25 protein-coding genes and 1 pseudogene are annotated in these 26592 nt (G+C 39.1%); 1 reads left to right on the forward strand and 25 read right to left on the reverse strand.

Annotation, left to right across the window (positions count from 1 at the left end; translation table 11 throughout):
• The 9 genes from serS to HMPREF1504_RS09490 all read right to left on the reverse strand — a co-directional run bounded on the left by serS (window position 1) and on the right by HMPREF1504_RS09490 (window position 11392).
• Window positions 1-1281, reverse strand: a complete 1281-nt coding sequence (gene serS, locus HMPREF1504_RS09450; RefSeq protein WP_038125231.1) for a serine--tRNA ligase — start codon at window positions 1279-1281, stop codon at window positions 1-3.
• A 72-nt stretch (window positions 1282-1353) separates the two neighbouring features.
• On the reverse strand, window positions 1354-2307 hold the full coding sequence (locus HMPREF1504_RS09455) for a cation diffusion facilitator family transporter (protein WP_005379813.1): 954 nt from the start codon (window positions 2305-2307) through the stop codon (window positions 1354-1356).
• Window positions 2308-2473: 166 nt separating this feature from the next.
• Complete coding sequence (potE, locus tag HMPREF1504_RS09460) at window positions 2474-3793, reverse strand: putrescine-ornithine antiporter (protein ID WP_005379822.1); 1320 nt, start codon at window positions 3791-3793, stop codon at window positions 2474-2476.
• Between the two features lie 63 nt (window positions 3794-3856).
• Complete coding sequence (speF, locus tag HMPREF1504_RS09465) at window positions 3857-6031, reverse strand: ornithine decarboxylase SpeF (protein WP_009661457.1); 2175 nt, start codon at window positions 6029-6031, stop codon at window positions 3857-3859.
• 399 nt (window positions 6032-6430) lie between these two features.
• On the reverse strand, window positions 6431-7942 hold the full coding sequence (lysS, locus tag HMPREF1504_RS09470) for a lysine--tRNA ligase (RefSeq protein ID WP_038125232.1): 1512 nt from the start codon (window positions 7940-7942) through the stop codon (window positions 6431-6433).
• A gap of 29 nt (window positions 7943-7971) precedes the next feature.
• Window positions 7972-8445, reverse strand: a complete 474-nt coding sequence (greA, locus tag HMPREF1504_RS09475; protein ID WP_005379802.1) for a transcription elongation factor GreA — start codon at window positions 8443-8445, stop codon at window positions 7972-7974.
• Window positions 8446-8556: 111 nt separating this feature from the next.
• Window positions 8557-9549 carry a tRNA dihydrouridine synthase DusB gene (gene dusB / locus HMPREF1504_RS09480; RefSeq protein ID WP_038125233.1) on the reverse strand — a complete coding sequence of 331 codons (993 nt, stop codon included), beginning with the start codon at window positions 9547-9549 and terminating at the stop codon, window positions 8557-8559.
• A 91-nt stretch (window positions 9550-9640) separates the two neighbouring features.
• Window positions 9641-10408: a type III pantothenate kinase gene (locus HMPREF1504_RS09485; protein ID WP_005376623.1), complete on the reverse strand. Its 768-nt coding sequence runs from the start codon at window positions 10406-10408 to the stop codon at window positions 9641-9643.
• Between the two features lie 9 nt (window positions 10409-10417).
• Window positions 10418-11392 carry a biotin--[acetyl-CoA-carboxylase] ligase gene (locus HMPREF1504_RS09490; RefSeq protein ID WP_005376606.1) on the reverse strand — a complete coding sequence of 325 codons (975 nt, stop codon included), beginning with the start codon at window positions 11390-11392 and terminating at the stop codon, window positions 10418-10420.
• A 215-nt stretch (window positions 11393-11607) separates the two neighbouring features.
• On the opposite strand from HMPREF1504_RS09490, the gene HMPREF1504_RS09495 reads away from it, so the two are divergent.
• Window positions 11608-12951 (forward strand): threonine/serine exporter ThrE family protein, encoded by a 1344-nt coding sequence (locus HMPREF1504_RS09495; protein ID WP_005379810.1) that lies wholly within the window; start codon window positions 11608-11610, stop codon window positions 12949-12951.
• Window positions 12952-13026: 75 nt separating this feature from the next.
• Here HMPREF1504_RS09495 and ftsH read toward each other — a convergent pair whose 3' ends face one another.
• The 16 genes and pseudogenes from ftsH to HMPREF1504_RS09570 form a co-directional block, all read right to left on the reverse strand.
• A complete protein-coding gene (gene ftsH / locus HMPREF1504_RS09500; RefSeq protein ID WP_005379807.1) occupies window positions 13027-14937 on the reverse strand; it encodes an ATP-dependent zinc metalloprotease FtsH in 1911 nt (636 codons plus the stop codon).
• 121 nt (window positions 14938-15058) lie between these two features.
• On the reverse strand, window positions 15059-15601 hold the full coding sequence (gene hpt / locus HMPREF1504_RS09505) for a hypoxanthine phosphoribosyltransferase (RefSeq protein WP_005383106.1): 543 nt from the start codon (window positions 15599-15601) through the stop codon (window positions 15059-15061).
• 24 nt (window positions 15602-15625) lie between these two features.
• Window positions 15626-16588 (reverse strand): tRNA lysidine(34) synthetase TilS, encoded by a 963-nt coding sequence (tilS, locus tag HMPREF1504_RS09510; RefSeq protein WP_038125251.1) that lies wholly within the window; start codon window positions 16586-16588, stop codon window positions 15626-15628.
• 34 nt (window positions 16589-16622) lie between these two features.
• Window positions 16623-17525, reverse strand: a complete 903-nt coding sequence (locus HMPREF1504_RS09515; protein WP_038125234.1) for a phosphatase — start codon at window positions 17523-17525, stop codon at window positions 16623-16625.
• A gap of 95 nt (window positions 17526-17620) precedes the next feature.
• Window positions 17621-18022, reverse strand: a complete 402-nt coding sequence (locus HMPREF1504_RS09520; RefSeq protein WP_005379830.1) for a S1 domain-containing RNA-binding protein — start codon at window positions 18020-18022, stop codon at window positions 17621-17623.
• A gap of 57 nt (window positions 18023-18079) precedes the next feature.
• Window positions 18080-18406, reverse strand: coding sequence for a septum formation initiator family protein (locus HMPREF1504_RS09525; protein WP_005379832.1), 327 nt, complete (start codon window positions 18404-18406; stop codon window positions 18080-18082).
• Between the two features lie 124 nt (window positions 18407-18530).
• Window positions 18531-19478: an L-lactate dehydrogenase gene (locus HMPREF1504_RS09530; RefSeq protein WP_038125235.1), complete on the reverse strand. Its 948-nt coding sequence runs from the start codon at window positions 19476-19478 to the stop codon at window positions 18531-18533.
• Window positions 19479-19566: 88 nt separating this feature from the next.
• A pseudogene (locus tag HMPREF1504_RS10420) lies at window positions 19567-19665 on the reverse strand (GlsB/YeaQ/YmgE family stress response membrane protein); the annotation flags it as partial.
• On the reverse strand, window positions 19659-20465 hold the full coding sequence (locus HMPREF1504_RS09535; RefSeq protein WP_038125236.1) for a hypothetical protein: 807 nt from the start codon (window positions 20463-20465) through the stop codon (window positions 19659-19661). The pseudogene HMPREF1504_RS10420 and the gene HMPREF1504_RS09535, both read right to left, overlap by 7 nt.
• Before the next feature lie 29 nt (window positions 20466-20494).
• Window positions 20495-20965 (reverse strand): 2-amino-4-hydroxy-6-hydroxymethyldihydropteridine diphosphokinase, encoded by a 471-nt coding sequence (folK, locus tag HMPREF1504_RS09540; protein WP_038125237.1) that lies wholly within the window; start codon window positions 20963-20965, stop codon window positions 20495-20497.
• Window positions 20965-21327, reverse strand: coding sequence for a dihydroneopterin aldolase (folB, locus tag HMPREF1504_RS09545; RefSeq protein ID WP_005379804.1), 363 nt, complete (start codon window positions 21325-21327; stop codon window positions 20965-20967). Before folB ends, folK begins: the two co-directional genes overlap by 1 nt.
• A 10-nt stretch (window positions 21328-21337) precedes the next feature.
• Window positions 21338-22171, reverse strand: a complete 834-nt coding sequence (gene folP, locus HMPREF1504_RS09550) for a dihydropteroate synthase (RefSeq protein WP_038125238.1) — start codon at window positions 22169-22171, stop codon at window positions 21338-21340.
• Complete coding sequence (folE, locus tag HMPREF1504_RS09555) at window positions 22164-22727, reverse strand: GTP cyclohydrolase I (RefSeq protein ID WP_005379821.1); 564 nt, start codon at window positions 22725-22727, stop codon at window positions 22164-22166. Before folE ends, folP begins: the two co-directional genes overlap by 8 nt.
• Before the next feature lie 8 nt (window positions 22728-22735).
• Complete coding sequence (locus HMPREF1504_RS09560) at window positions 22736-24292, reverse strand: ABC-F family ATP-binding cassette domain-containing protein (RefSeq protein WP_005376611.1); 1557 nt, start codon at window positions 24290-24292, stop codon at window positions 22736-22738.
• A gap of 100 nt (window positions 24293-24392) precedes the next feature.
• Window positions 24393-25541 carry an amidohydrolase gene (locus HMPREF1504_RS09565; protein WP_038125239.1) on the reverse strand — a complete coding sequence of 383 codons (1149 nt, stop codon included), beginning with the start codon at window positions 25539-25541 and terminating at the stop codon, window positions 24393-24395.
• 20 nt (window positions 25542-25561) lie between these two features.
• Complete coding sequence (locus HMPREF1504_RS09570; protein ID WP_038125240.1) at window positions 25562-26512, reverse strand: LD-carboxypeptidase; 951 nt, start codon at window positions 26510-26512, stop codon at window positions 25562-25564.
• Window positions 26513-26592: the final 80 nt, after the last annotated feature.

A 26592-nucleotide genomic window follows, 5' to 3' on the forward strand; every position in this document is an offset into this window, starting at 1 on the left:
TTATTTGGCAGGCGTAATTTTTTCTACGCCACCCATGTATGGAACCAACACCTTAGGAATCACAACGGAACCATCTGGTTGTTGATTATTTTCCAAAATTGCCGCTACGGTACGACCTACTGCAAGGCCAGAACCATTCAATGTATGAACGAATTCAGGTTTGCCTTTAGGACCACGACGGAATTTAATATTTGCACGACGAGCTTGGAAGTCCGTCATATTGGAGCAAGAAGAAATTTCTCTATATTTATTTTGTGCAGGCATCCATACTTCTACGTCATACGTTTTAGCAGAACCAAAGCCGATATCACCAGTACACAATGTAATAACACGGAATGGCAATTCTAATAGACGTAATACCTCTTCTGCATTATCTGTCAATTTTTCTAATTCATTCCAAGAATCTTCTGGTTTTGAAAGTTTTACCATTTCTACCTTATTAAATTGATGTTGACGAATCAAGCCACGTGTATCACGGCCAGCTGAACCTGCTTCAGCACGGAAACAGGCAGTAAATGCAGTGTAATATTTAGGCAATTCATCTTCACTCAAGATTTCACCGCTGTGATAATTTGTTAATGTAACCTCAGCAGTAGGAATCAAAAAGTATTCTGTATTCTCAACGTGGTACATATCTTCAGCAAATTTAGGCAATTGACCTGTACCTGTCAACGTTTCACGAGTTACCATATATGGTGTCATCATTTCTGTATAGCCTTGCTTATCAACATGAAGATCAACCATGAAGTTAATAAGAGCACGTTCTAAACGAGCACCTAAGCCCTTATATACGGTAAAGCGAGCACCGGACATTTTTACAGCACGGTTAAAATCAAGAATATCTAATTCTTCGCCGATATCCCAATGCGCTTTTGGTTCAAAATTAAATTGACGTGGTTCGCCCCATTTGCGTTGTTCTACATTTTCATCTTCATCAGCACCAACAGGAACAGATGCATCACACATATTTGGCAACATCAACGCAGCATTGCGCAAAGATTCTTCTACTTCGCGAATGCGACCATCTAATTCAGAAATTTCATCACCAACGCGTTTCATTTCTGCAATTTTATCATCTGCATTTTCTTTATTGCGTTTTAATTGGCTGATTTTTTCTGTTACAGAATTACGTAATGCCTTTAATTCTTCAACCTTTTGAATCAATTGTTTTCGTTCATCATACGCAGCAACAAAGGTATCAAGATCACCCTTTGTATGACGATTATCCAAATTTTGTTTTACTAATTCGAGATTTTCTCGGACAAATTTCAAATCTAACATAGTATCAGCCTCTTCTATTATGTCGTACAATTTAGTATTTTAATACATTTAAGTATACCATAAAATATAGCATTATTCATCATCTTCTTCATCGAGAAGATAATCCTTAGCCATCCATTTACGTGTGGCAGTGAAGGAAATAGTGACCCATTTCTCTGTGGGATTACCGCCGATTTCTTCATCTATTTCATTTCGAATACGATCAAGTTCTGCTATTGTTTGATAAGGAAACTTCTTTGGCACTAGAATATCAATCTCTATGATGCGCGAGTTACCATAAGCCTGTACACTCGTCACATAATCCTTAAATGAATATTTTTCCATAAAACGATCCATGATTTCTTGTACCTCATCATGCAAGGATGAAGGCGCCCATCCCAAGATTTGTTTTGTAGAAGGTACAATAATCTTAATAACAGATGGTGTCATTTGCAATGCTAGTACAATCAAAACGATAGGGTCAATATATACCGCCCAATAACTGTATGATGTATCCTCTAACAAGATAGCAGCTATAAAGCTGATGAGGATGGCTGCCTCAAGCCACGCGTCAACAGACCAGCTCACATTATCAAACTTGATTAGATTCGATTGTAAACTTTTATTAATGCGATGTACATAAAAATAATATGCTGTATCGGCTATAGTAAAGAAAATAGCATAGTAAATAGCTATACCGAAATCAACATGGCGACCACCATTTAGTAAATCCCCTATACCACTAATCAATGCGTATAATACAATCAATAGGATAAAAAATCCTTCCACAACGAGCACAAGAGGCTCAAATTGCCAATATCCAAACTGGAACCGTTTACTTGTTTCGCGCGCTACCAATTTGGCCGTCATAAGCATCATAATCTTAATGATTACATCGATGAATGAAAATATACCATCTAATAATACGGCACTAGAACCAGTAATTACACCCATAATAGTACCACTAACGGCCACCAACGACATTAATGCAACGGATTGCTTTAGTAATCGTTGTTCTATGGAACGCCTTGCAGCTAATATATCCATAATTACCCCCTTTTATACCTATATTATTTTATTATACCCTAATATTGAGTATTTTTAAAATTACACAAAATAGCCCCCCACTATTAGAATTCTATACTTCTAATAGCAGAGGACTATTCAAAGGAGATAGTATCGCCAAAGTTCTTATAACAATAGCTTAATGGTACTATTTACCAATATTATGTTCTAAATCAAAACGATCGGATACGAAACCGTATAATGTCCAACCTGCAAAGGTTACAATAGAACCGTATGTCATAGCTTCAAAACCAGATGCATACAATGCATATAAGCTATATAAGGAACCGATAAAGGCGATGAATGTCGTACCTTTAAGTTCACTACCAGCACGTTTTGCAGCTTTCATCAATACGATAACGGCACCCATGGATAATAGATAAGGAATAATATTCGTTACAACGGCCAAGTTAACCAATGTTTCGAATTGTTCACTTAAGGAAGGACTAATTGTCATCAAACTCATAAAAGATTGCAAGATAGTAATTGTTACCATACCAACTACTGGCGCATCTTTAGATGTAATTTTACTGAACAATTTAGGGAAGTAACCTTCGTCAGCAGCGCCTTTAAATACGTTCGCAATCGTGAACTGCCAACCAAGCAAGGAACCGAAGCAAGACATAACCATAAGGCCCATAACGATCTTACCAACTGTACCATTGAACATGGATGCGAACGCTAGACCGAATGGTGCGTTACTATTAACGAGTTCGCTAGCTGGTACGATACCAAACATCATATTAGTAGAAACGATATAAATCGCAGCAGCGCCTAATGTGCCACCAAGAACGGCTTTTGGTACATTCTTTTCTGGATTATCTACAGCATCAGCATTAGCACATGCGGATTCTAGGCCAAGGAAAGCCCACAATGTCATGGCGATGGAGTTTGTAGCCGCTTCGCCAAATGGCATGTTGTTGACATTCCAGTTTGCCACATACATATCTGCGGAGAAATATGCCCAACCTACAGTACTAATTACAAGTACTGGTGCAATAACGCCCCATACAGTAAAGCTAGATACACGACCTGTAATACTAGCACCACCAAAGTTCAATACTGTTGCAAGCCATAACGTGAAAATTGTATAAATACCAGTCATTAATGGTGTTAATGTTGCATCAGCAAAGGTTGCTGCATACCCTACAGCGGAAATAGCAATTGCAATATTAGCAATCAAAAGAGATACACCATAGGTATAGTTTGCCATAAAGTTCCCTGCTTTACCGAAGGAATATTCAGCATAACCACCCATGCCGCCACCTTTGCGTCCATACATACCACATTTAGCAAATGCGTATGCCAAACACATGGAGCCTACGGCTGTGATCAACCAAGATACGATTGAAAGAGCACCTACCTGTGCCAACTTTGTTGGCAACATGATAATACCGGAGCCCATCATATTTACAGCTGTTAAAATTGTCAGCTGCAATACGGACATTTTATTTTTGCCTGTACTCATAGTTTTACCACCTTTTTATTGATTGTGGCGCCGTCAGAGAAGCTCTGACGGCACACAATAATGTTATTTTTCAAATTCTTTTTTCAATACATAGCCATAAGCTTTTTTAGTTCCATCTGGTTGTGGTGTAATGTATACGCCTTGGATTTCAGGAGCAAAGCCAGGTAACTTATTGATGCCTTCTTGCAATGCTAAGAAGTAATCACAAGCTGTTTTGGACCAGCGTTCGCCAGGTTGTACACACAATACTCCAGGAGGATATGGAAGAGCGCCTTCAAGAGCAATGCGACCTTCAGCTTCATCCAATGGTACGAGCTCACCTTTACCACGTTGGAATTCAAAGTTCGCTTCTTGAGGATTCATTACATATTCTGGAAGGTAGTCATGTAAGAATAAGCGTTCTTGCAATGTACTAACTTGTCTATCCTTGTAGAAATCATGCATTTCTTGGCATAATTGACGGATATGATAGCCTTTATATTTGTCGATATTAGCATAGTAAATCGATGGTAAAACATCTTGCATAGGTGCATCAGCTTCAATTAATTCTTCAAAGCGAATCAATTGTGCCACTAAATCGTCCATCTTAGTTTTGGATTCTGCTGGTGTCATCAAGAATAAAATAGTATTCAAGTCACATTTTTCAGGAATGATACCATTTTCACGTAAGTAGTTTGCAAGAATATTGGCATGAATACCGAAGTCTTCGTATTCACCAGTTTCTACGTTGATACCAGGTGTAATCAATTGGAACTTGCAAGGATCGATAAAGTATTGACCTTTACCATAACCTTTGAAGGAGTGCCATTTAGCATTTGGTTCAAATGCGAAGTAGTCCACATCTTGAGCCATTTCTTTAGTATCCCCATCTTCCCATTTCTTACCATGTACAACAGGAGGTACTAATGGACGAAGATATTTACAATGTTTCAATACAGATTTACGAGCATCAATAACTGTTTCTACACAGTCAATCCATAGTTTTTTACCAGCTTCGCCTTCATGCATCTTAGCATTTACGTCAAGTGCTGCAAATAATGGATAGAATGGAGATGTAGACGCATGCATCATAAATGCATTGTTAAGACGTTTATGGTTTACATAACGATCTTGACCTTTAACGTGTTTATCTTTTTTGTGGATTTGAGATGTTTGAGAGAAACCAGCTTGTTGTTTATGAACGGATTGAGTTACCAATACACCTGGGTCATTAGGGCCTAATTCCAAGAGCAATGGACTGCAGTCTTTCATCATAGGGATAAATTGTTCGTAACCAACCCATGCGGAGTCGAAGAAGATGTAATCACAAAGGTGACCGATTTTATCAACAACTTGACGCGCATTATAGATAGTACCATCGTATGTACCTAATTGGATAACTGCTAAGCGGATAGGACGTTCTGCTTTTGCTTTTTCAGGATCTTTTTCAGCAATCAATTCACGAATGTATTTTTCGTCGAAGCAGTGTTCCAAAATACCACCGATAGAACCGAATGGATTACGCGCTGTTTCAAGGTATACAGGAGTTGCACCAGCCATTACAAGAGCACCATGGCAAATGGATTTATGGTTGTTACGATCATATAGAATGATATCGCCAGGTGTTAATAGGGCATTCAATACAACCTTATTAGATGAAGATGTACCATTTAATACGAAATATGTTTTATCTGCATTATATACTTGCGCCGCATGTTGTTGAGCCGCACATGCTGGACCTTCATGGATTAAAAGGTCGCCTAACGCAACGTCCGCATTACAAAGGTCAGAACGGAACACATTTTCGCCGTAGAAATCGTAGAATGCACGGCCAGCTGGATGTTTACAATAGAATTGACCACCTTGGTGACCTGGACAGTCAAATTGAGAGTTACCTTCTTCTACATAATCAGCCAACGCTCTAAAGAATGGAGGCAACATAGATTCTTCATATTTGTCAGCAGCAGCTTCGATTTGACGTTTATATAAGTCGAAGTTTGTACTAGAACCATCAATTACACGTTCCACTTTCCCCATGAATTGATCGATATCAACAGAATTATCAAAAACAACTAAGAATACAGGGATGCCAAAAGATTTTACAGTTTCATTATCTAAGATAGCTGTATCACTTTCACTAATAACGATGGCTCCTATATCAGTAAAATCGGTTTGACTTAAATCTACACTTTCATGGCCGTCTAAAGGTCCAAAGTAATATTGTGCCTTATGAGAAAATGCAACCTTCATGTGTTTCATAATACGTTCCTCCTAAAGTAAGAGTTGTAATTAAAATTAATGGAACTTATGTACATAAATATAAGATGTATACCCCTTTAGTAATTGATAGCTATCTCATTTAGTTAGGTGTATTCTTTATCTTTATGTATATTCTAACATTTATACAATTTAATTTATAGCGTTTAATAATACGAATTACACATGCACACATAGCAATTATGAGTTTTACGCAAGATGAATATTATATTAAATTATAGAATATAGTTGTATAAACTTTTTCATATGTTGATAACCATTATTAATATGTAAAGTAATATATACCAACCACTTCATGCATATCTACTTACTGGCACACAAAAAAAAGGCTGTAATAGAACACAGTTTCACCGCATTCTATTACAGCCTTTAATTTAAAAATTATTCAGTTATTTCTTCTTGAACTTGAGATGTTTCAGGTTTCATTAATGGGAACAACAATACATCGCGAATAGATGCAGAGTCTGTCAAGAACATAACAAGACGGTCGATACCAACGCCCAAACCTGCTGTTGGTGGTAAACCGTATTCAAGAGCATTGACGAAGTCTTCATCCATACGGTGAGCTTCATCATCACCAGCTTCACGTTCTTTCAATTGATCCAAGAAACGTTGTTTTTGGTCAATTGGGTCATTTAACTCGGAGAAGCCATTTGCCAATTCACGGCCATAGATAAACGCTTCAAAACGTTCTGTAGCCAATGGATTTTCACGACTTGCTTTGGCAAGTGGAGAAATTTCTTTTGGATGACCATACACGATAGTTGGTTGAATCAAGTTTTCTTCTACATAATCTTCGAAGCAAGCATTCAAGATTTTACCAATACCATCATTATTTGTGTATTCTACATTCAAACGATCTGCAATAGCACGCGCTTCTTCTACAGTAGTTACTGCATCAAAGTCTTCGCCAGTGTATTTTTTTACACCTTCTGCCATTGTGATGCGGTTCCAAGGTGGAGTTAAATTGATTTCAGTACCTTGGTATGTAATTTCTTGTGTACCTAGTACTTCTTGAGCACAGTAGGATACAAGATTTTCTGTTAAACGAATTGCATCTTCTACATCACCATATGCTTGGTAGGATTCGATGGTTGTGAATTCTGGGTTATGACGATTATCGATACCTTCATTACGGAAACAACGGTTCATTTCGAATACGCGTTCCATACCGCCAACAATTAAACGTTTTAAGTATAATTCAGGTGCAATACGCATATAGATATCAATATCAAGCGCATTATGATGCGTAATGAATGGACGAGCAGCAGCACCACCTGGAATTGGATGCATCATAGGTGTTTCCACTTCCATGAAGCCATCGTTCATCATGTATTCGCGAATCTTCGCAACGATTTTAGAACGTTTAACAAATGTATCCCGTACTTCTGGATTTACGATTAAATCTACATAACGTTGACGATAACGAAGTTCAGTATCCTTTAAACCATGCCATTTTTCAGGTAATGGACGCAATGCTTTGGATAACAATGTCAATTTGTCGACTTTAATCGTAACTTCACCACTGTGAGTTCTAAATACATGGCCTTCAAGGCCTACAATATCGCCAATATCAAGCATTTTTACATATTTGTAATTATCTTCGCCCAATACATCTTTACGAAAATACACTTGGATATCACCAGACAAATCGCGAATATTGGCAAATGCTGTTTTACCATGGGAACGCATCGTCATCAAACGACCTGCGATGACTACAGGTTGGTCTTCGTAGTTCAAGAAGTCATTTTTAATATCTTTTGCATGATCTTTAACAACAAACCGTTGGCCGAATGGATAAATACCATCAGCTTCGTATTCAGCCAATTTGTCGCGGCGAATTTGCATTTGATCATTTAATTCTTCTTGTAAATTTTTAATTTCTTCACTCATGTTATCGCCTCTTTTGTTAAAATGAAAAATTATTGAATTGCTAACACTTTGAATGTAACAGGACCATCTGGTGTGGATACCTCTACTTCATCGCCCTTACGTTTACCCAAAATAGCTTTACCTACAGGTGATTCGTTGGAAATACGATTGTTGAAAGGATCTGCTTCGGAAGAACCAACAATAACATATTCCAATTCATCATTGTACATTGTATCTAATACGGTAACCTTGCTACCTACGGATACTACATCACCCTTAATGGATTCATCAATGATTTTTGCTGTATTAATTTTATTTTCTAACTCAGAAATATAACCTTCAATGAAAGCTTGTTCATTTTTAGCATCATCATATTCAGAGTTTTCGCTGATATCGCCGTATTCAATAGCTGTTTTAATACGTTGTGACACCTCAATGCGGCGCACAGATTTATAATATGCTAATTCATCCTCAAGTTTTTTCAAACCTTCGGCTGTAAGTAATGTTTCTTTTACGTCTGCCATGGATTCTCCTAATCTTTCTACATATAAATAATAGAAAAAGTGTCATAGTCGATGACACCTTATCTTTCATCTTTAATTTTTAATCAATTATACTAAGAACCCCTGTATTTGTCAATGTGAGCCCCAGTTTTCCAATACATCTCTATAGGTTGAAAGCTCTGTTTTAAAGCTTTCAACAGTGTGAATTGTATTCACACGATTACGCCAATAAGCTGCTTCAGGCATTCCCCTCATATACCATCCCGCATGTGTTCGGATTTCTCTTACCCCTAGAGCCGCCCCTTTATACCGACAGAGTAGTTCAAAATGTTTGAGCAACATATCTAGTCGCTCTAAATAGGTAGGTTCTGGCCTTAATTCACCTGTCGTTAAATAGTGATTAGTGCGCTCAAAAATCCATGGATTGCCTTGTGCACCACGACCAATCATAACCGCATCACAACCTGTTTCTTGCATCATACGAAGTGCATCTTCAGGAGTCCATACATCACCATTCCCTATTACGGGGATTGATAAGGAATCTTTAACCGCTTTTATATAGGACCAATCAGCTCGCCCCATATACATCTGTTCCCGTGTGCGCCCATGAACAGCAACAGCTGCAACACCAGTACTTTCGATACGTTTGGCAAAGTCGACCACATTGATATGATCATCGTCCCAACCGATACGCATTTTGACCGTCACCGGCACATCAACAGCTTTTACTGCGGCTTCTGCTACGCGAGCCGCCAAGTCAGGTGTTTTCATCAACGCCGAACCGTCACCGCTAGAGACGACCTTTTTAACAGGGCACCCCATGTTGATATCTACAATATCTGCACCAGCAGCTGCTACCACCTTTGCACCCAATGCTATTGCTTCTGGATTGGAACCAAAAATTTGCATCGATACAGGATGCTCGACCGCTTCCATACGCAATAACTCATGCGTGCGCTCATTTTTATATTTGATACCCATAGCACTGACCATTTCGGTACAAACCATGGAGGCACCATGTTCTTTGGCCAATAGTCGATATGCTATATCGCTAACCCCTGCCATAGGAGCTAAAATAGCCATACCTTGGATAGGTACATTGCCAATGGTCCATGTTTCTATCATTATAATTCACCTAATAAAACAGGTACAGCCTAAGCCGTACCTGTTGTTATACATTCATACTATAATTACAACCAACTCTATTATAGTACCATTATTTATTTCGTTCGTAAATAAGACGGAGACCTTCCAATGTAAGCATTGGCTCTACATGGTCGATACAATCGGTAGCACTGCTGATGAGCTGTGCCAAGCCACCTGTTGCCACCACAGTTACATCACCACCCATTTCAGCTTTCATACGTGTCACTAGGCCCTCTACCTGTCCTACATAGCCATAGAACATACCGGATTGCATAGATGATACCGTATTACGATTAATAACCTGACCTGGGTCCTTTACCTCAATACGAGGCAATTTTGCAGCGCGTTGGAACAGAGCCTCTGCTGAAATCGTTACGCCTGGCGTAATAACGCCACCAATATAATCACCATTTCCAAGGACTGCACAATAAGTTGTAGCAGTGCCAAAATCAATGATAATCAATGGCCCCTTATATACAGCATTGGCCGCTACGGCATTGACGATGCGATCAGCACCTACCTCACGAGGATTATCATATTTAATAGCGATACCTGTTTTTGTGCCAGGACCTACAATGATAGGATTTACATTAAAGTAACGCAAGCATACACGTTCTAATGTTGGCATCAATGGCGGTACTACAGAGGAAATAATGATAGCCTTGATATCCTTTGCGTTAACCTTGCGATCATGAAAAAACAAATTCATCATCAACATGCCATATTCGTCCGTGGTACGCACACGATCTGTAGAAATTCTCCAGTGTCCTACTAAATTTTTCTTATCGTAAACACCGAGAACAATATTCGTGTTTCCCACATCAATTACTAATAACATGCATTCCTCCTATTTTCGCGGACGTATAGAAACATCGCCTGCAACAATTCGTTTAACTTCTCCATTAGTCGTTTTCACCAATAAATTTCCATCGTCATCGATATCAGTTGCCACACCTTCATATGTATTCCCCGGTGCTCTAACCTCAATTTCTTGATTCAAAGTAACGCTCAACTTACGCCATTCATTTAGGGTATCCTCAAATCCACTATCTAGCACATCGTAATATTGGTGTTCTAATTCTTCTAAGATGATTTTGAAAGCTTCTGTCCGTTCAATATCAACGCCTTCCATTAAGAGAGATGTGGCGATTTGTTTTATTTCTTCCGGTAGCTCTTCTTGTTTCGTCTTAACATTGACCCCTATGCCCATAACGATATAGGAAATTTCCTCCATCGATCCAGACATTTCCGTCAATATACCAACAAGCTTACGACCATTTACCAAAATATCATTCGGCCATTTAATACCTGCATCAGCAAGCCCCATTTTGTGAAACGCCTTGGTAAGCGCCACAGCAGCCATCAACGTACATTTAGGAGCCTCCGCAGGGGGGAAATCAGGTCGGAGAATAAGGCTAAACCACAAGCCTTTTCCAAAGGGAGAATACCAACCACGAGACAAGCGACCACGACCAGCAGCCTGTTCCTCTGTAACGACTACGGTGCCTTCCTCAGCGCCTTGTTGCGCCAATCTACGAGCTTCTAAATTCGTTGATTCAGTTGTATCCATATATACATATCGTTTACCAAAAATATCGGTATTCAATATTTGTTTCATTGCTAATGGGCTTAACAAATCCGGTTCCTCCAACAAACGATAACCACGCTTTGTATAGGACTCAATTTTATAGCCCTTTTGTCTTAGTGCTTTTATATGCTTCCAAATGGCAGTTCGTGATACATGACATGCTTCAGACATATCTTGACCTGAAACAAAGTCACCTTGATTCTGTCTTAAGAATTCTAGTACTTCATCACGCATGATAAGGCCCCTTTCTCCTGTCGGTTTACAATTCGATTGTACAAGTGGGCCCTTGAAAAAGCAAGTGTTATTTATCAATTTAATAAATAATCATTCAAAAAAATGCAAAAAATCTAGATTTTTATACCCCATTAGGTAGACAAATAGATTAATGAATGATATTACAGGCCATTAATAGTATAATGAGTAAAGGATGATGAAATTAAGGAGTATCAATGAAACAATTTACATTAGAAGAAAAAAATGAGGTCCTAGAGACCCCCTTTATCCATATTCATCGAAAATTGGATGTATTATTAAATATCGCTAAACTCCTAATGGAATGTGGTGCTGACACGGTACGTATGGTATCTGAGATTCAACAAGCTGCTACATTTATGGGGATTCCACACAATTATTTAAATATCCACATTAGTTATACAACGATTATGATTAATATATTTCATGAAGAACGCTCTATAACAGTGTTTCGAAAAACGCCGATTCATATACCGAATATGGCTATGATTAATGCCGTATCAAAACTAACTTGGAGAGCTTTTGAACGCCATTATTCTTTAACTACCTATGAACGTTTAGTTGGAAAACTACAACAAACGATTCCCGTCTATCCAGTCTGGGCAAAAGGCATTGCTTGCGCATTAGGCTCTGCTGGTTTAGCTTACTTATACAGTGCGGATATTATTGCATTAGTAGTAACATTCATCTGTTCATTATGTGGCTATTTTATGAGGGTCGTATCTCAGCGCCTTGGATTTAATGAATATTTAGGCAACGCTATCTGCGCCTTTACGGCCATGTTTATTGCCTATGGTTTCTATACCTTCATCGAGTTAGGATCACTGGTATATGTCCTCGTCTGTTGTACACTCTTCATGATTCCAGGTGTGCCACTTATCAATTCGGTTATCGATACTATAAACAACCACATTTTATCCGGCATAACACGAGCTATTAGAACCTTACTCATCGTGGGCAGCATGACACTCGGCATGGCGATGGCGCTTTACTTCAGTCCATTGCCGGCATTTAACTTTGTGGATATTAAGCCTCATATTTTTTCTATAGCACAGATTATTGGTTCCTTTGTTTCCGCCGCCTCATTTGCTGTACTATTTAATTCACCAGCTCGACTATTACCCTATATCGGGCTAGGCGGTGTCGTTTGCGTAGCAATTCGTAATCTAATGCTTTTAGAATATGGATTTGCCTTACCCGGTGCTACATTCATTGGTGCAGCCGTAATGAGCGTCATCTTTGTCAAACTCTCCACATGGCTACGAACATCTGGTCCGGTACTAGTCGTACCATCAGCTATCGCACTGATGCCCGGCATTTTGCTCTATCGTTTTCTATTTGATATATTACACATAAATTCACTAAACGAATCAGGTCTATTGTATATGGCACAAAACGGGACTACTGGCATTCTATCTATTGTAGGTATCGCAGTCGGTGTGGCTGTGCCAAATGTACTAGCCCAACGATACCTTCAAAAACGTAAGATTCAACGCACTCAAGAATTGATGGCTACGAGACATGCCTGTGATGGACAATAAAAGGATTTGTCATAACAGAAACATTTCACATACAGTAAAAGGGGCTACCTAAAGGTAGCCCCTTTTAATTATGTATTAAGATTGTACATCAGATTCTGTAGAGCTTGTCTTAGTTTCTTCAGTAGCATTAGGCATGGAAATCACCGCATCCATATGACTTGCTGTAGGCGCTTCTGTTTCATCAGGAGCCTTAGTAGTACCATATTTATGAAGGTTTTCAACAGCCTTAGCATCAATAGTTTCTTCTTCTAATAAAGCCTTTGCCATATTGTGTAAGAAATCCATGTTATCTGTTAAAAGTTGTTCTACATCGCGATATGCTTCATCTACAATATGATGAATTTCAACATCGATCTTACTTGCAACTTCTTCACTATAGTTGCGTTCATGACCAATATTTTTGCCGAGGAATACTTGCTCTTGTTGTTCACCAAATACAATTGGTCCCAACGTATCGCTCATCCCCCAACGAGTAACCATAGAACGTGCCGTATTCGTTACACTTTGTAAATCACCAGATGCGCCCGTACTGATATCGCCAAGTACAAGAGCCTCTGCAATACGACCACCAAGTGCTACGCGTATGTCCGCCAATAGTTGTGCTTTAGTCTTATAATCATGTTCCTCTTTAGGTAACATCATTGTATAACCACCAGCATAACCGCGTGGAATAATCGTTACTTTATGAACAGGGTTTGCATGTGGCAATAAATGAGCCACGATAGCATGACCAGATTCATGATAAGCGGTCAATTTGCGATCCTTTTCGCTCACAATGTGACTGCGGCGTTCAGGGCCCATGCTAACCTTTTCACTGGCTTCTTCCAATTCAGCCATGGTGATAACCTTTTTATTTAAGCGCGCAGCTAACAATGCAGCTTCGTTTAACAAATTGCTCAAATCAGCACCAGTAAAGCCAGGTGTCTTTTTCGCAATCGTTTTTAAGTCTACATCATCTGCTAAAGGTTTATTACGTGCATGAACCTTAAGGATTGCTTCACGACCATGAAGATCTGGACGTCCAACAACAACTTGTCTATCAAAGCGACCTGGACGCAATAATGCTGGGTCCAAGATATCTGGTCGATTAGTCGCTGCAAGGGTAATGATGCCTTCATTGGCACCAAAGCCATCCATTTCAACGAGTAATTGGTTTAGCGTTTGTTCACGTTCATCGTGACCGCCACCAAGACCAGCACCACGTTGACGACCTACCGCATCAATTTCATCGATAAAAATGATACAAGGCGCATTTTTCTTCGCTTGGCCAAATAAATCACGCACACGAGATGCACCGACACCGACAAACATTTCTACGAAATCGGAACCGGAAATGGTAAAGAATGGAACACCGGCTTCACCGGCTACAGCCTTAGCTAATAAGGTTTTACCTGTGCCTGGAGGTCCTGCTAACAAGACACCTTTCGGAATGGTTGCACCAATACTTGTAAATTTACCTGGGTCCTTCAAGAATTCAACAACCTCTGTCAATTCTTGTTTTGCCTCTTCGGCACCAGCTACATCGCTAAATTTAACCTTTACATTACCATCGCCCATCATCTTAGCACGACTTTTGCCAAAGTTCATTACGCGACCGCCACCACCTTGGGTTTGTTGCATAATAAAGAAGAACACAACCACAAGGATGATAATAGGAATCGCGGAACCTAATAAACTAACCCACCAAGAAGGTTGTTCAGGTGGTGCAGCAGTAATTTCAACACCATTATCTGTCAACGTTTTGATCAACGTATCATCAGATGGTGCATAGGATACAAAATCTGTACCATTTTTTAGTTTTCCTTTGATTCCATGGTCATTTGTAATCGTTACAGATTCAACCTTTTTTTGTTGTACCTGTTGAACAAAACCGGTATAACTCATTTCGGCCTTATTAGTATTCTGCCCTGCAAGGGAATCTATAGCGAAAACGGCAATTGCAATGATAAGTAAGTAAAGGACGAGTTTTTTACTAAATTGACTCAAAAAATTACTCCTTTCACATGTAATGTATAACCTAATAATGCATAATGATATGCATTATTATATTATACCATATAAGGCGAACAAATACTCGCCATTATTTAGTTATAAATATATTACACCCTTATTGGTAAACAGATTCTTTCAAAATACCAATATATGGTAATTGACGATATTGCTCTGCATAATCAAGGCCATAACCAACAACAAAATAATCTGGAACTGTAAAGCCTACATAATCGACATCTACATCCATTTTACGGCGTTCCGGTTTATTAAGAAGGGCAGCAAGTCGAACACTCTTAGCGCCACGAGCCTTCAAATTATCCAATAAATAATGAAGAGTTGTGCCCGTATCTACGATATCTTCTACAACGAGTACATTTTTACCTTCTACGGAGCGATCTAAATCTTTTAAAATACGGACCACACCAGTACTTGTTGTACCATCACCGTAACTAGAGCAAGAAATAAAATCGAATGATACATCTACTGAATCATCGATGGTGCGAGCTAAATCGGTATAGAAAACAATAGCACCTTTCAAAACGCCGACTAATACAACAGATTCATTAGCATAATCTTTGCTAATCTCAGCACCTAACTCACGAATGCGAGTTGCTAATTGTTCTTGAGAGTATAAAATTTCTTTTACATCTTGATGCATATATAAGACCTCCCGGATCTATATCTAATGTTTGCAATACACATGTATTGTATCACATTGCGCGTTAATTGTAACTTTTTGAATGGTGAAAGTTTTAGCTTCCCCCGTACGTATGATATGGGCCAATTGTTCTTGATGCGCTAGGGATAGTGAAACACTGGGTATCATCAATTGCCACAATCGCCGTTGCATAGCGAGCGGTAATGCACGCATACGACGCCTTGATACCTGAAATCCATTATCTACAGATTGTACTAATTGTATAAACAAGCGCTGGCTTTCACCATTAAGATACGCCTCATCAACTTGAGCAATATCACCCAATCTACATAAGGCATCTACTACATTAGGATTAATGGTTTGTAGCGTAGGAATTACCTCATGACGAATACGATTTCTATTATATTTCACATCTTCATTAGATGCATCCACACAATATTCAATATCCTGTAAACGAGCATATTCTAATATTTCATCTTTTGTAACCGACAATAGCGGTCTAACTATAGGAACAGTGTAATCATGACTTATCACAGACATGCCGGTAATACCTTTGATACCAGACCCGCGCAATATGTGTGCTAAAATGGTTTCCCCTTGATCATCCTTATGATGAGCAGTGACAATATAATCATAATGTTCACGGTCAGCTAATTCATTGAACCACTTATAGCGCTCACATCGGCCAACAGTCTCTAACGACTCCTTTCGCTCCCCGGCTATAGTAGGAATATCCTTTTTAACACCCCAAAATGGCAAATTGTTCTTATTACAATAGGATGCAACCATTTGCAATTCACTTAGGCTTTCTCTGCGAATAGAATGATCCATAGTAGTAACGCCAATAGTCCACCGTGCTTTTCTATGTACCTTTACATATTGCAAAACATTTAATAAGACCATAGAATCTGGGCCCCCTGAACAAGCAACTAAGATTCGTGCCTCATGAGGAAATAAACTAAAATCTTTTAAGGTCTTATTAACCATTCTATGGAGTTGTTTGATTTGTTTAGGCGTCGATTTACTGTGCTGTCTCATCATAACTTGTAATCAATTCTTGTTGTAATGCTTCCATACCATCTTGTTCACTTACAAAAATATGAGGCACCTCATAAGCATCCATAAATGATGTTAGTATTTCTGCACCACTTACAATAATATCTGCACGCCCAGGCTGTAGTCCTGGTACATGTAAACGCTCATCACGGCTCATATAGCGCAGTTGTAAGATAATGCCTTCTATACATTCTCTAGAAAGCTTATGACCTTGAATTTTATGGCCATCATATTCTGTCATTTTTAAATCAATAGCCGCTAAGGTTGTAATAGTACCTCCGATACCAATGAAATCACCGAACGTACCTTCTATCATCATAGGGTCCCATAAAAACCGTGTTTCTTCCCATACTCGTTGAGGGCCTTCATCCGAAAGAGGTCTAAGGCGTACCGCACCAACCGGATAGGAGCGACTCCAATAGATGCTATCTTTAGAACCGAGCGCCAACTCAGTACTACCACCGCCAATATCAATGGTTGCATAATGTAATCCGTCAGCTAAACGATCTTGTAAAGCGCCTTTAAATCCATAAACTGCTTCTTCATCACCACTTAAGATACGATACGTCATGGAGCAATATGTCATGGCTTGCTCCATAAACGCAATGCCATTTGATGCTTCTCGAACGGCACTCGTTGCAAATGCAAGACAATGGTCTACACCATAATCTTTCGCTAGAGTGGCTATTTCAGAAAAGGCTTTATAAGATGCATCCATCGATTCTTTCGTTAACAATCCATCTTCATTTCGTTTGCCTAATCGCGTTGTCCATAACCGCTTTGGTTCGTTATGCCATTGACCATCTATATAAGTTCCTAGTAATAATCGAATAGAATTAGAACCTACATCGATAATAGCAGCTTTCATAGTCGCCCCTCCTTATTATCCCTCTATGAATTACCCACTATAATTGCAATTTTAAAGTATATGCACAAAGAGATGGCCGAAACCATCTCTTTATTTTAATCGCGACGACCGCCACGGCCACCACGTTTACCTTCTGTATTACGTTTTAAATCATGTAATCGCTCGTTGCTATCACGCAAGAATGATTTCATCTTTGCCTCAAAAGACTCTGCACTTTGTCGACTTTGTACACGGCGCTCTGGACGGCGTTCCTCTACTTGTGGTTTTTCTTGAGTTTGACGAATGGAAAGACCAATTTTACTACCATCTACAGATAAGACCTTTACCTTCACTGCATCTTGTACTTTTAGTACATCGTTAATATCCTCTACATAGCCATGAGCTACTTCTGAAATATGAACTAAACCTGTTTGTTTATCACCTAAATCGATAAAAGCACCAAACTTTGTAATACCGGAAACTGTACCGTTTAAAACGCTACCAACTTCGATTGCCATGCAACCTCCTAATAAAACCTCAAAATATAAACTAAAACTACACTAATGATGACAAGATTATTTTACATATGGCACTTCACCTGGTTTAACGAGGCCTAATTGCTCACGTGCTACATTTTCAATATTCTTAGGATCTTGTAGCTTTGCTTTTTCTTGTTCTAATTCATCATTTCTTTGTTGCAATTCTTGCAATTGTTGTTCAATATGTTGTTTTTCTTGATATATAGCTACTAAGCGATATGCTTGTCCGAGTAAAAGCATAACCATTACTGCAACTGCAATGCGTTTCACCCACATAATGACAATCTTACGATCTTCAGCGCGTCGATTTCGTTGCACCCGTCTACGCTTTATCGGTTTTTCACGATGTTCAGATTGTTTCATGCAGAGCCCCCAAAAATAGTATTAACTATATACATAATAACAAATTATACCACAGAACCCCTAGGAAATTATAGGTAGAAAATTGTATAAAAGTAGATTTATTTTGAAATATATTTAAGGTACATTACATAGTTTCTGCTTTTTTTGCATATTCTCTAATAACCGCACAGGATTTCTTAAATAAAGCCAATTCATCCTCTGTCATTTGTAATTCAAGAACATCTTCTATGCCATCCTTGCCAATAACAGCAGGTGTGGATGCAAAAACGCCTGTTTCCCCGTATTGACCATCTAAATAACAAGAGCATGGCAATACTTTTTTCTCATCATGGAATACAGAGCGAATTAACTCTGTGGTGGCACTTGCTATACCAAATTCCGTAGAGCCTTTGCCTGCCAACACATGATATCCACCAATTTTAACATCATCTAACACTTGTTTATGATCTAGTTCTGGAAATCTATGAGGCAATTCTTTTTGCAATTCTACTAACGGCTTGCCTTGTACATACACATGGGACCATGGCACCATAGCACTTGCGCCATGCTCACCCATGCAATAAGCAGTAATAGTTCGATTGCTAATATCGAATATATGAGCTAATTCTTTTTGCAATCTTGCAGAATCTAGCGCTGTACCTGACGAAATAATGCGCTTTGGATTCCAATCTAAATGTTTACATAAATACGTAGCCACTACATCTGCTGGATTAGATATAGAAATAATAAAGCCCTTAAATCCAGATGCTTTAATGCGAGGAATAACATCCTTTAGTACTGCGATTGTATCACCAAGGCTTTCTAGGCGATCTTGATATAAATTAGGTAGTGGACCCGCACTAAAAACAAGAATATCACAATCACCACACTCTTCAATCGGACCAGATGTAGCCGTTACACGATGAGGGATATAACTAACCGCATCATTAACATCCATAGCCTGTGCTTTAGCTTTCTTCTCATCAATATCCATCATATATAACTCATCAACTTCGCCTTGCAAAGCTAAAGAAAAGGCTACATGCGAGCCTACATGTCCAGTTCCGATAATACCTACTTTACGTAATTTCATAAGGGCCTCCTCAATACCTTTTGGTTTATAAATAATTGAAAGGACTATTATAGCCACTTACTATAATAGTCCTTTTTTAAATATATTGTTAGTCCCTTCCAAAAAAGAAACTCACTACAGCAATAACGATAACTGCACCTACAATGGATGGAATTAAGGCCATACCCGCAAGACTTTGAGCTAATGTACGTCAGATAATTCTAAAGGAAATAGATTCTGCCCTTGTACATCAATTTTATTTTTCTCTACATATTGTTTACGCATATTCCATAAAATAGTCAAATCATCTGGATCTATTTTATTTAATGCATAGATTCGTATAAATTGAGAACCATAATAGCCTTTCAAGCTATCTGGAATCCCTTTCGTTCCTTCTCCCAGAATACGAGTATTAAAATATCCCTGAATTTCTTGTTTCGATTGATCAATAATGATAAATCCTGAACCATCCAATATATATATTTTAGCATCTCTTTGTTTAAGCGACTTTACATTATTCGTGATAAAAAACGATGTATCTAAATCGATGAGTGATGACTCATAACCTGATTGATAGTAAGGCTCTATATAATGAGCCCCCTTATCCGTAGCATTTAGCATATCCATAAAGTTATGCTGTTCTTCAGCTGTAAAATCCCGAAAACTACTTATATTCTCAACATGGCGCACGCCTTTTTGATAGTTTTTTAGTTGTCCCGGATCAATATGTGTTCCCTTAAATTGAACAGTATTAAGGCGAATGGTATTATCCCTTACATTATAAATACCATAACCTTCATAGCCTAAAAAATATACGTTGTCACCGATTTGCTTCATCGCCAATAGTCGCTTCGATATAATAGCATCATTCGATGTAACCATTAATGTATGCTGTTCTGGATCAACTTTCACAGACTTTACATCATTATTAACCATTGACATTGCCCAATAGGACAACCCCATTAAAAGAATGGCAACAATGATAAAGCCCAGTCGTTTTGCATTCATCTTAACCCCTTATGAATACACATCTCATATTATATCTTTAATGTTCGAATCCTATCATCTAGGGATTCTCCATTATATGTAAACTCTTTATCTAGCTCCAGCAAGGGCTCCAAAACAAATAGTCTATCCCAAAAATAGGGATGAGGAATCACTAATCGAGCATCATTGATATACATACACGCACCATCATCCGATAGGGCATATACAATATCCAAATCAAGTGTTCTCGGTCCCCAATGAATATCCCTCTTACGTTGAGCCTCACACTCTAATGACTGTAAGACATCGAGTAAATCGTGAGGTTCTAATGAGCTAGATACACGCCAAACAGCGTTTAAAAACACATCTTGTTCTGTATAGCCCCAAGGTTCTGTCTCCATAACGGAGGAACTAGTAATCCTATGAACTTGAGGATGTAGTGAAAGCGAATCATATGCGCCCATAATAAACTGACGGCGATCTCCTATATTAGAACCTACACTAATATAGTATGTATACATTAAATTTGACCTCGAGTCGTTACAACTTCTACATAATCTAATACACCAGCTATCGGCACAGACGGTTTTCGTACGGCTACACTAAGGCCGATAATACCTTGAAAGTGTTGATACAATGTATCGGCAATCAATGCTCCTATATGTTCTAAGAGATTACAACTTTCACCAGTCATAATGGAAGCTACCATGTCGTAAACCTCAACATAGTTGATAGAATCCTCTAACACATCTGTTTGACCTGGTTTTGTTAAATCAGTCTTGATTTCAACATCTACGTAGAATCGTTGACCTTGTGATTTTTCAGAATCTAAATTACCATGATACCCATAAAAAGCCATATTCTTTAATATGATTTTATCCATAGTAAACTCCTTATTCGCCCCGCAACAATCCGTCTGCTACAGCTAGAGCTCGTTTATGCATCAATACATTATGCACGCGAACCATATCAATCCCTTGGAATACCCCTGTAATACAAGCAGCAACAGTCCCTTCATCGCGTTCTTCTGGAGGTAAACCACCGAGCATTGAACCTATAAAGCGTTTTCGACTAGGTGCCAATAACACCGGATATTCATAAGCTGTAATTTCGCCTAAACGTTGTAATACCTCAATGTTTTGTTCCTCGGTTTTGCCAAATCCAATACCTGGGTCGAGCCAAATATTTTGTGGTTGTACACCTTCTTTTAACGCTTTATCAACAGCCGAGAAAAAATAAGCTTTCATATCTTCAATGATGTCATCATAATTTGTATCATTGCTATTATGCATAATGATGACTGGTACACGATATTTTGCTGCTACAGCTGCCATATCAGGATCATAATGCAATCCCCATATATCATTTAGAATATGCGCCCCTTTAGCGAATGCATAATCTGCAGTTTTTGCATGGTATGTATCAATGGACACCGGAACAGAAGATGCTTCTAATACAGGATCCAGTAGTACGCTAAGGCGTTCAATTTCTTCATCCGCACTCAATGGAGTGCATCCAGGGCGTGTAGATTCAACACCTAAATCGATGACATCAGCTCCATCTTGAATCATTTGTTTAGTCCATGTAACTGCTGCTTCTGGTGTATTATGCAATCCGCCATCAGAAAAAGAATCTGGTGTGCCATTCAAGATTCCCATAATTAATGTATGGTCAAATAAGCGTAATGATTTTCCATCACTCCAAGTATATTGTCTACGTTTATACATTTGTGCCTCCTAACATAGCCAATGCTTCATCTCGCAAAGAGCCAGCCTCTCTTAATAGGCCTCTACTTTCTATAGTAACAACTTGCGAGCCTTGTTGCAAAGTCCCCTTCATCAACATACATAATTGTGTTGCTTTAAGACGTACAAAAACACCTTCTGCTGATAAATCACGTTCTATAGCATCAGCGATTTCTCGAGTCAAGCGTTCCTGTAATTGTGGCTTTCTACTTAACACCGTAATTACATCATTAAACTTACTTAAGCCAGCTACACAACCACTATGTGGTTGATATATCACATCTACTGTACCAAAAAATGGCAATAGATGGTGTTCACACATTGAATAAAATGGAATGTCTGTAACGGCTACCAAACCATTGTAGTCCGTAGAAAACAGTTCCCCCCAGAGTTCCTTTGTCTCTTTTCCGACACCAGAAAACAGCTCTTCATATAATTCTGTTACACGGGTCGGTGTTTTTTCTAACTCTGGCGCCTTTGTATCAACGGATAGAGCACGTAAAAACTGTTCTATACCTTCTTTCGCAAGTTGATTCATAGGCCCTCCTAAACGATCTTCGTTGTCCAATCCTCTATATTCCAAATATCGGTAACCCAACCTTCATAGAATTCCGGTTCATGACTAACGAGAACAATGGTTCCCTTAAATTCACGCAATGCCCGTGCCAATTCGTCCTTAGCATAGATATCCAAATGATTTGTCGGTTCATCAAGAACAAGAACATTATATTTCTTCTGCATCAATTTGCAGAGTCGCACCTTTGCATTTTCTCCACCGGATAGGACACGCATTTGAGATGTAATGTGTTCGTTCGTCAATCCGCATCGCGCTAGTGCTGCACGAACTTCGGCATTCGTCATAGCCGGATATTCATTCCAAATATAGTCTAACGCAGTTTCTGAATTAGATGGTGCATCCTCTTGAGCAAAATAACCTACTTCGAGGAAATCACCCTTCACCAATTCGCCGCTGACAGGTTTTAACAGTCCTAAAATGGTCTTTAATAATGTAGTCTTACCTAAACCATTGACACCGCGAATAGCGATTTTTTTGTTTCGTTCAATTTGAAAGTCTACAGGTCTTGTGAGCGGTTCGTCATAACCAATCTCAAGGCCAAAGGCTTCAACAATAAAACGACTAGGTGTACGACCTTCTTTAAAGCCAAAGGATGGTTTGATATATTCCTTCGGTTTTTCAAGGATTTCCATTTTTTCTAACCGTTTAGCACGGGAATTTGCCATACCGCGCGTAGCCACACGTGCCTTATTGCGTTGAATGAAATCCTCCATACGCTCAATTTCTTGTTGTTGTCGTTCATAAGCCTTACGCGCTTGTGCCTTTTGAACTTCATAAGCAGCTTGGAACTGATGATAATCCCCCGTATATCGAGTAAGGACAGCTTGCTCAATGTGATAGATGACATTGACTACGGAGTTTAAAAATTCCATATCATGAGAGATTAGAATGAATGCATTCTCGTAATTTTGCAAATAGTTTTGCAACCAATGAATATGTTCTACATCTAAATAGTTTGTTGGTTCGTCTAATAGCAATATGGTCGGCTTTTCTAATAATAGTTTCGTCAACAAAACCTTCGTACGTTGACCGCCACTTAGCTCAGATACATCACGCTCCAAACCAATATCCATAAGACCTAAACCTTGTGCAGTTCGTTCTATGACCGCATCAATCTCGTAGAACCCACGTTGTTCTAAGATTTCTTGCCATTCACCGACTTGTTCTAAGAGACGGTTCATTTCATCTTCTGATACATCACCCATTTTATTGTATGCATCATTGATCTTTGACTCCATAACATACAAATCATCAAAGGCACGTTGTAATACATCGCGAATTGTCATGCCCTTTTCGAGTACTGCATGCTGGTCCAAGTAACCTACTGTTACTTGATTAGACCACTCTATTTTGCCTTCATCTGGTGGTAGTTTGCCGGTAATGATGTTTAAGAAGGTAGATTTACCTTCTCCATTAGCACCTATTAAACCTACATGTTCCCCCTTTAACAGTCGAAACGATGCATCATCTAATATTTGTCGTGCCCCAAAGCCATGAGTCACATGGGATACTGTTAATACACTCATTATCTATCTCCATCGGAATAAAAGCCGTCTAAATAAGACGGCTTAGTTCACACTAATTAATATATTTATTGTACCTTGATTACACTAGATATGTCAAAATTTACACTTCTAATGATTCCGCATAACGCAAGGCAACAACGGCCATAATCTTAGCACCTTTAATAGCTTGGTCCAATCCATAAGGAGACCCTGCAGCACAAGCAAACTCAGGAGTATGTGCTTCTAACTGATTCCCTATATTCAAAGTAGGCTGCGCCGTAGGCACTTCATAGGATACATTTCCTACATCGGTACTGCCATCGGCCTCATCGGGTGGTAATTTTCGTGGGCTTTCACCAAACTCAGTCATCACCTCATCAAACAAGGATACTAAACGTTCATCTTGCCTCATATCCTTAAATAAAGGTTCATAGTGATGCATATCCACGGTAGCACCATAGCTTGTAGCAATGCGATTAGCCTCTGCTTTAATAGCTGGTAAAATAATAGTTTCTAAATCAGATACAGTAGCGCCACGTACTGTCATTCGTAATGTAGCCTTATCGGTTACCACATTGGGTGCAGTACCAGCCTGAGTAAATATGGCACCTACGATGGCCCCTTTGGGAAAGATATCTTGTTTCATCATTTTAATAGATTGATATAAATCGACAGCACAATCTAACGCATTAATTCCAGAGTCAGTCAAAGATGCAATATGACACGACCGTCCATAAAAGGTTACCTCTAGAGGATGGGTAGCTAGCGAGGTACCGCCCACCTCATTTTCTCCACCTGGATGAATGATGAGAGCCCCATCATAACCTTTAAAAAGCCCTTCATTAGCCATAAACACCTTGCCACCAATGGTCTCCTCAGCTGGGCATCCAAAAAATGTCGTTCCCCATGTATCACGAGCAGTTTGACTAAACGCTATAGCGGCACCCATGCTCATGATGGCGATTAAGTTATGCCCACACCCATGACCTAATTCAGGCAGTGCATCATATTCACCTAAAAAAGCCATTTTATGCAAACGATCTAATCCTATATCACTTCGCATAGCGGTACGCAATTCAGGGCATTTCGTTAGCCCTACAGTCGTATCAAAGCCATGTTGCTCCATATAACGGCTAATTGTTTGTACAGCACGCACCTCCTGTTGACCTAATTCAGGGTTATTATGTAAAAATAACGAAATCGATTTCAACTCATCTTGTATACCATCAATTATGGTACACGCTTGAATTTCTCGGTTCTTTAAATTCATATATCCATCCTCATGCCGCCTTATAATGTACGTTGTTCTGTATAAGGCGATAATACGATTGTATTAGAAATATATCGAAAATGAACATGCCCACCTAATGGCAAGGTCTGATGCGGTGTACCATGTCCCGTTGGCACATAGCATACAAAGGGATCGGATAGATGTACTGCTCTATTTTCTTCCATATATCGAAGAGCTTCATAACCTATGTCGTAATCAGATTCGTCCTCATCCCCTTCGCAATCGGTAAAGGTGCCTATCATCAGCCCCTTAATCCGACTTAACAAGCCAGATAATCTCCATTGTTGTAACATACGATCTAGTTTATATGGTGCCTCACCAATATCCTCTATAAATAAAACCGTATCCTCTAGGCTATCATCCTCTAAGAAATAAGGTGTGCCACACAGCATAGAAAGCATAGTCATATTGCCACCGCGCAATATGCCGTCCCCTAGTTCTGTACCAATAGCCCCTCGAGGTGGCTCAGGTAAAGGCTCAATAACACGAAGTTTACCTTCTAACACCTCAAATAAATGGTGTATATCCTCATTTCGTGATTTAGTAAAATCTACGCCCATTGGCCCATGATACGTAACAAGACGACTATATCGATTGATAGCCATGTGTAACGCTGTACAATCACTATAGCCAATAAATGGCTTTCCATATTCACGTATAGCGGTGTAGTCAAGACGATCAATATAGCGCATCGTACCATACCCGCCACGTAACGCTAACACCGCATCACATGGGGCAGCAGTCATCATCCATTCAAACTCTTGTGCCTGCTCCTCAGGGCTGCCCCCATACAAGCCAGTGCGATAACAAGATTCACCAAATATAATCTGATAACCATATTCCTCGCATATTTGTTGTATCGCGTCTAAAGACTCATCACTACTACTTGCAGGTGCTATACACCCAATAGTCATACCTTTTTTTAAACACCTTGGATACTTCCACTCCATAATTCCTCACATATATAGCATTGTTTACAAGGTCATGTACTAATAGTAACTATAAACGACCATACATAAATCGTAAAATA

The organism is Veillonella sp. ICM51a, assembly GCF_000524355.1.
Taxonomy (GTDB): Bacteria; Bacillota; Negativicutes; order Veillonellales; family Veillonellaceae; genus Veillonella; species Veillonella atypica.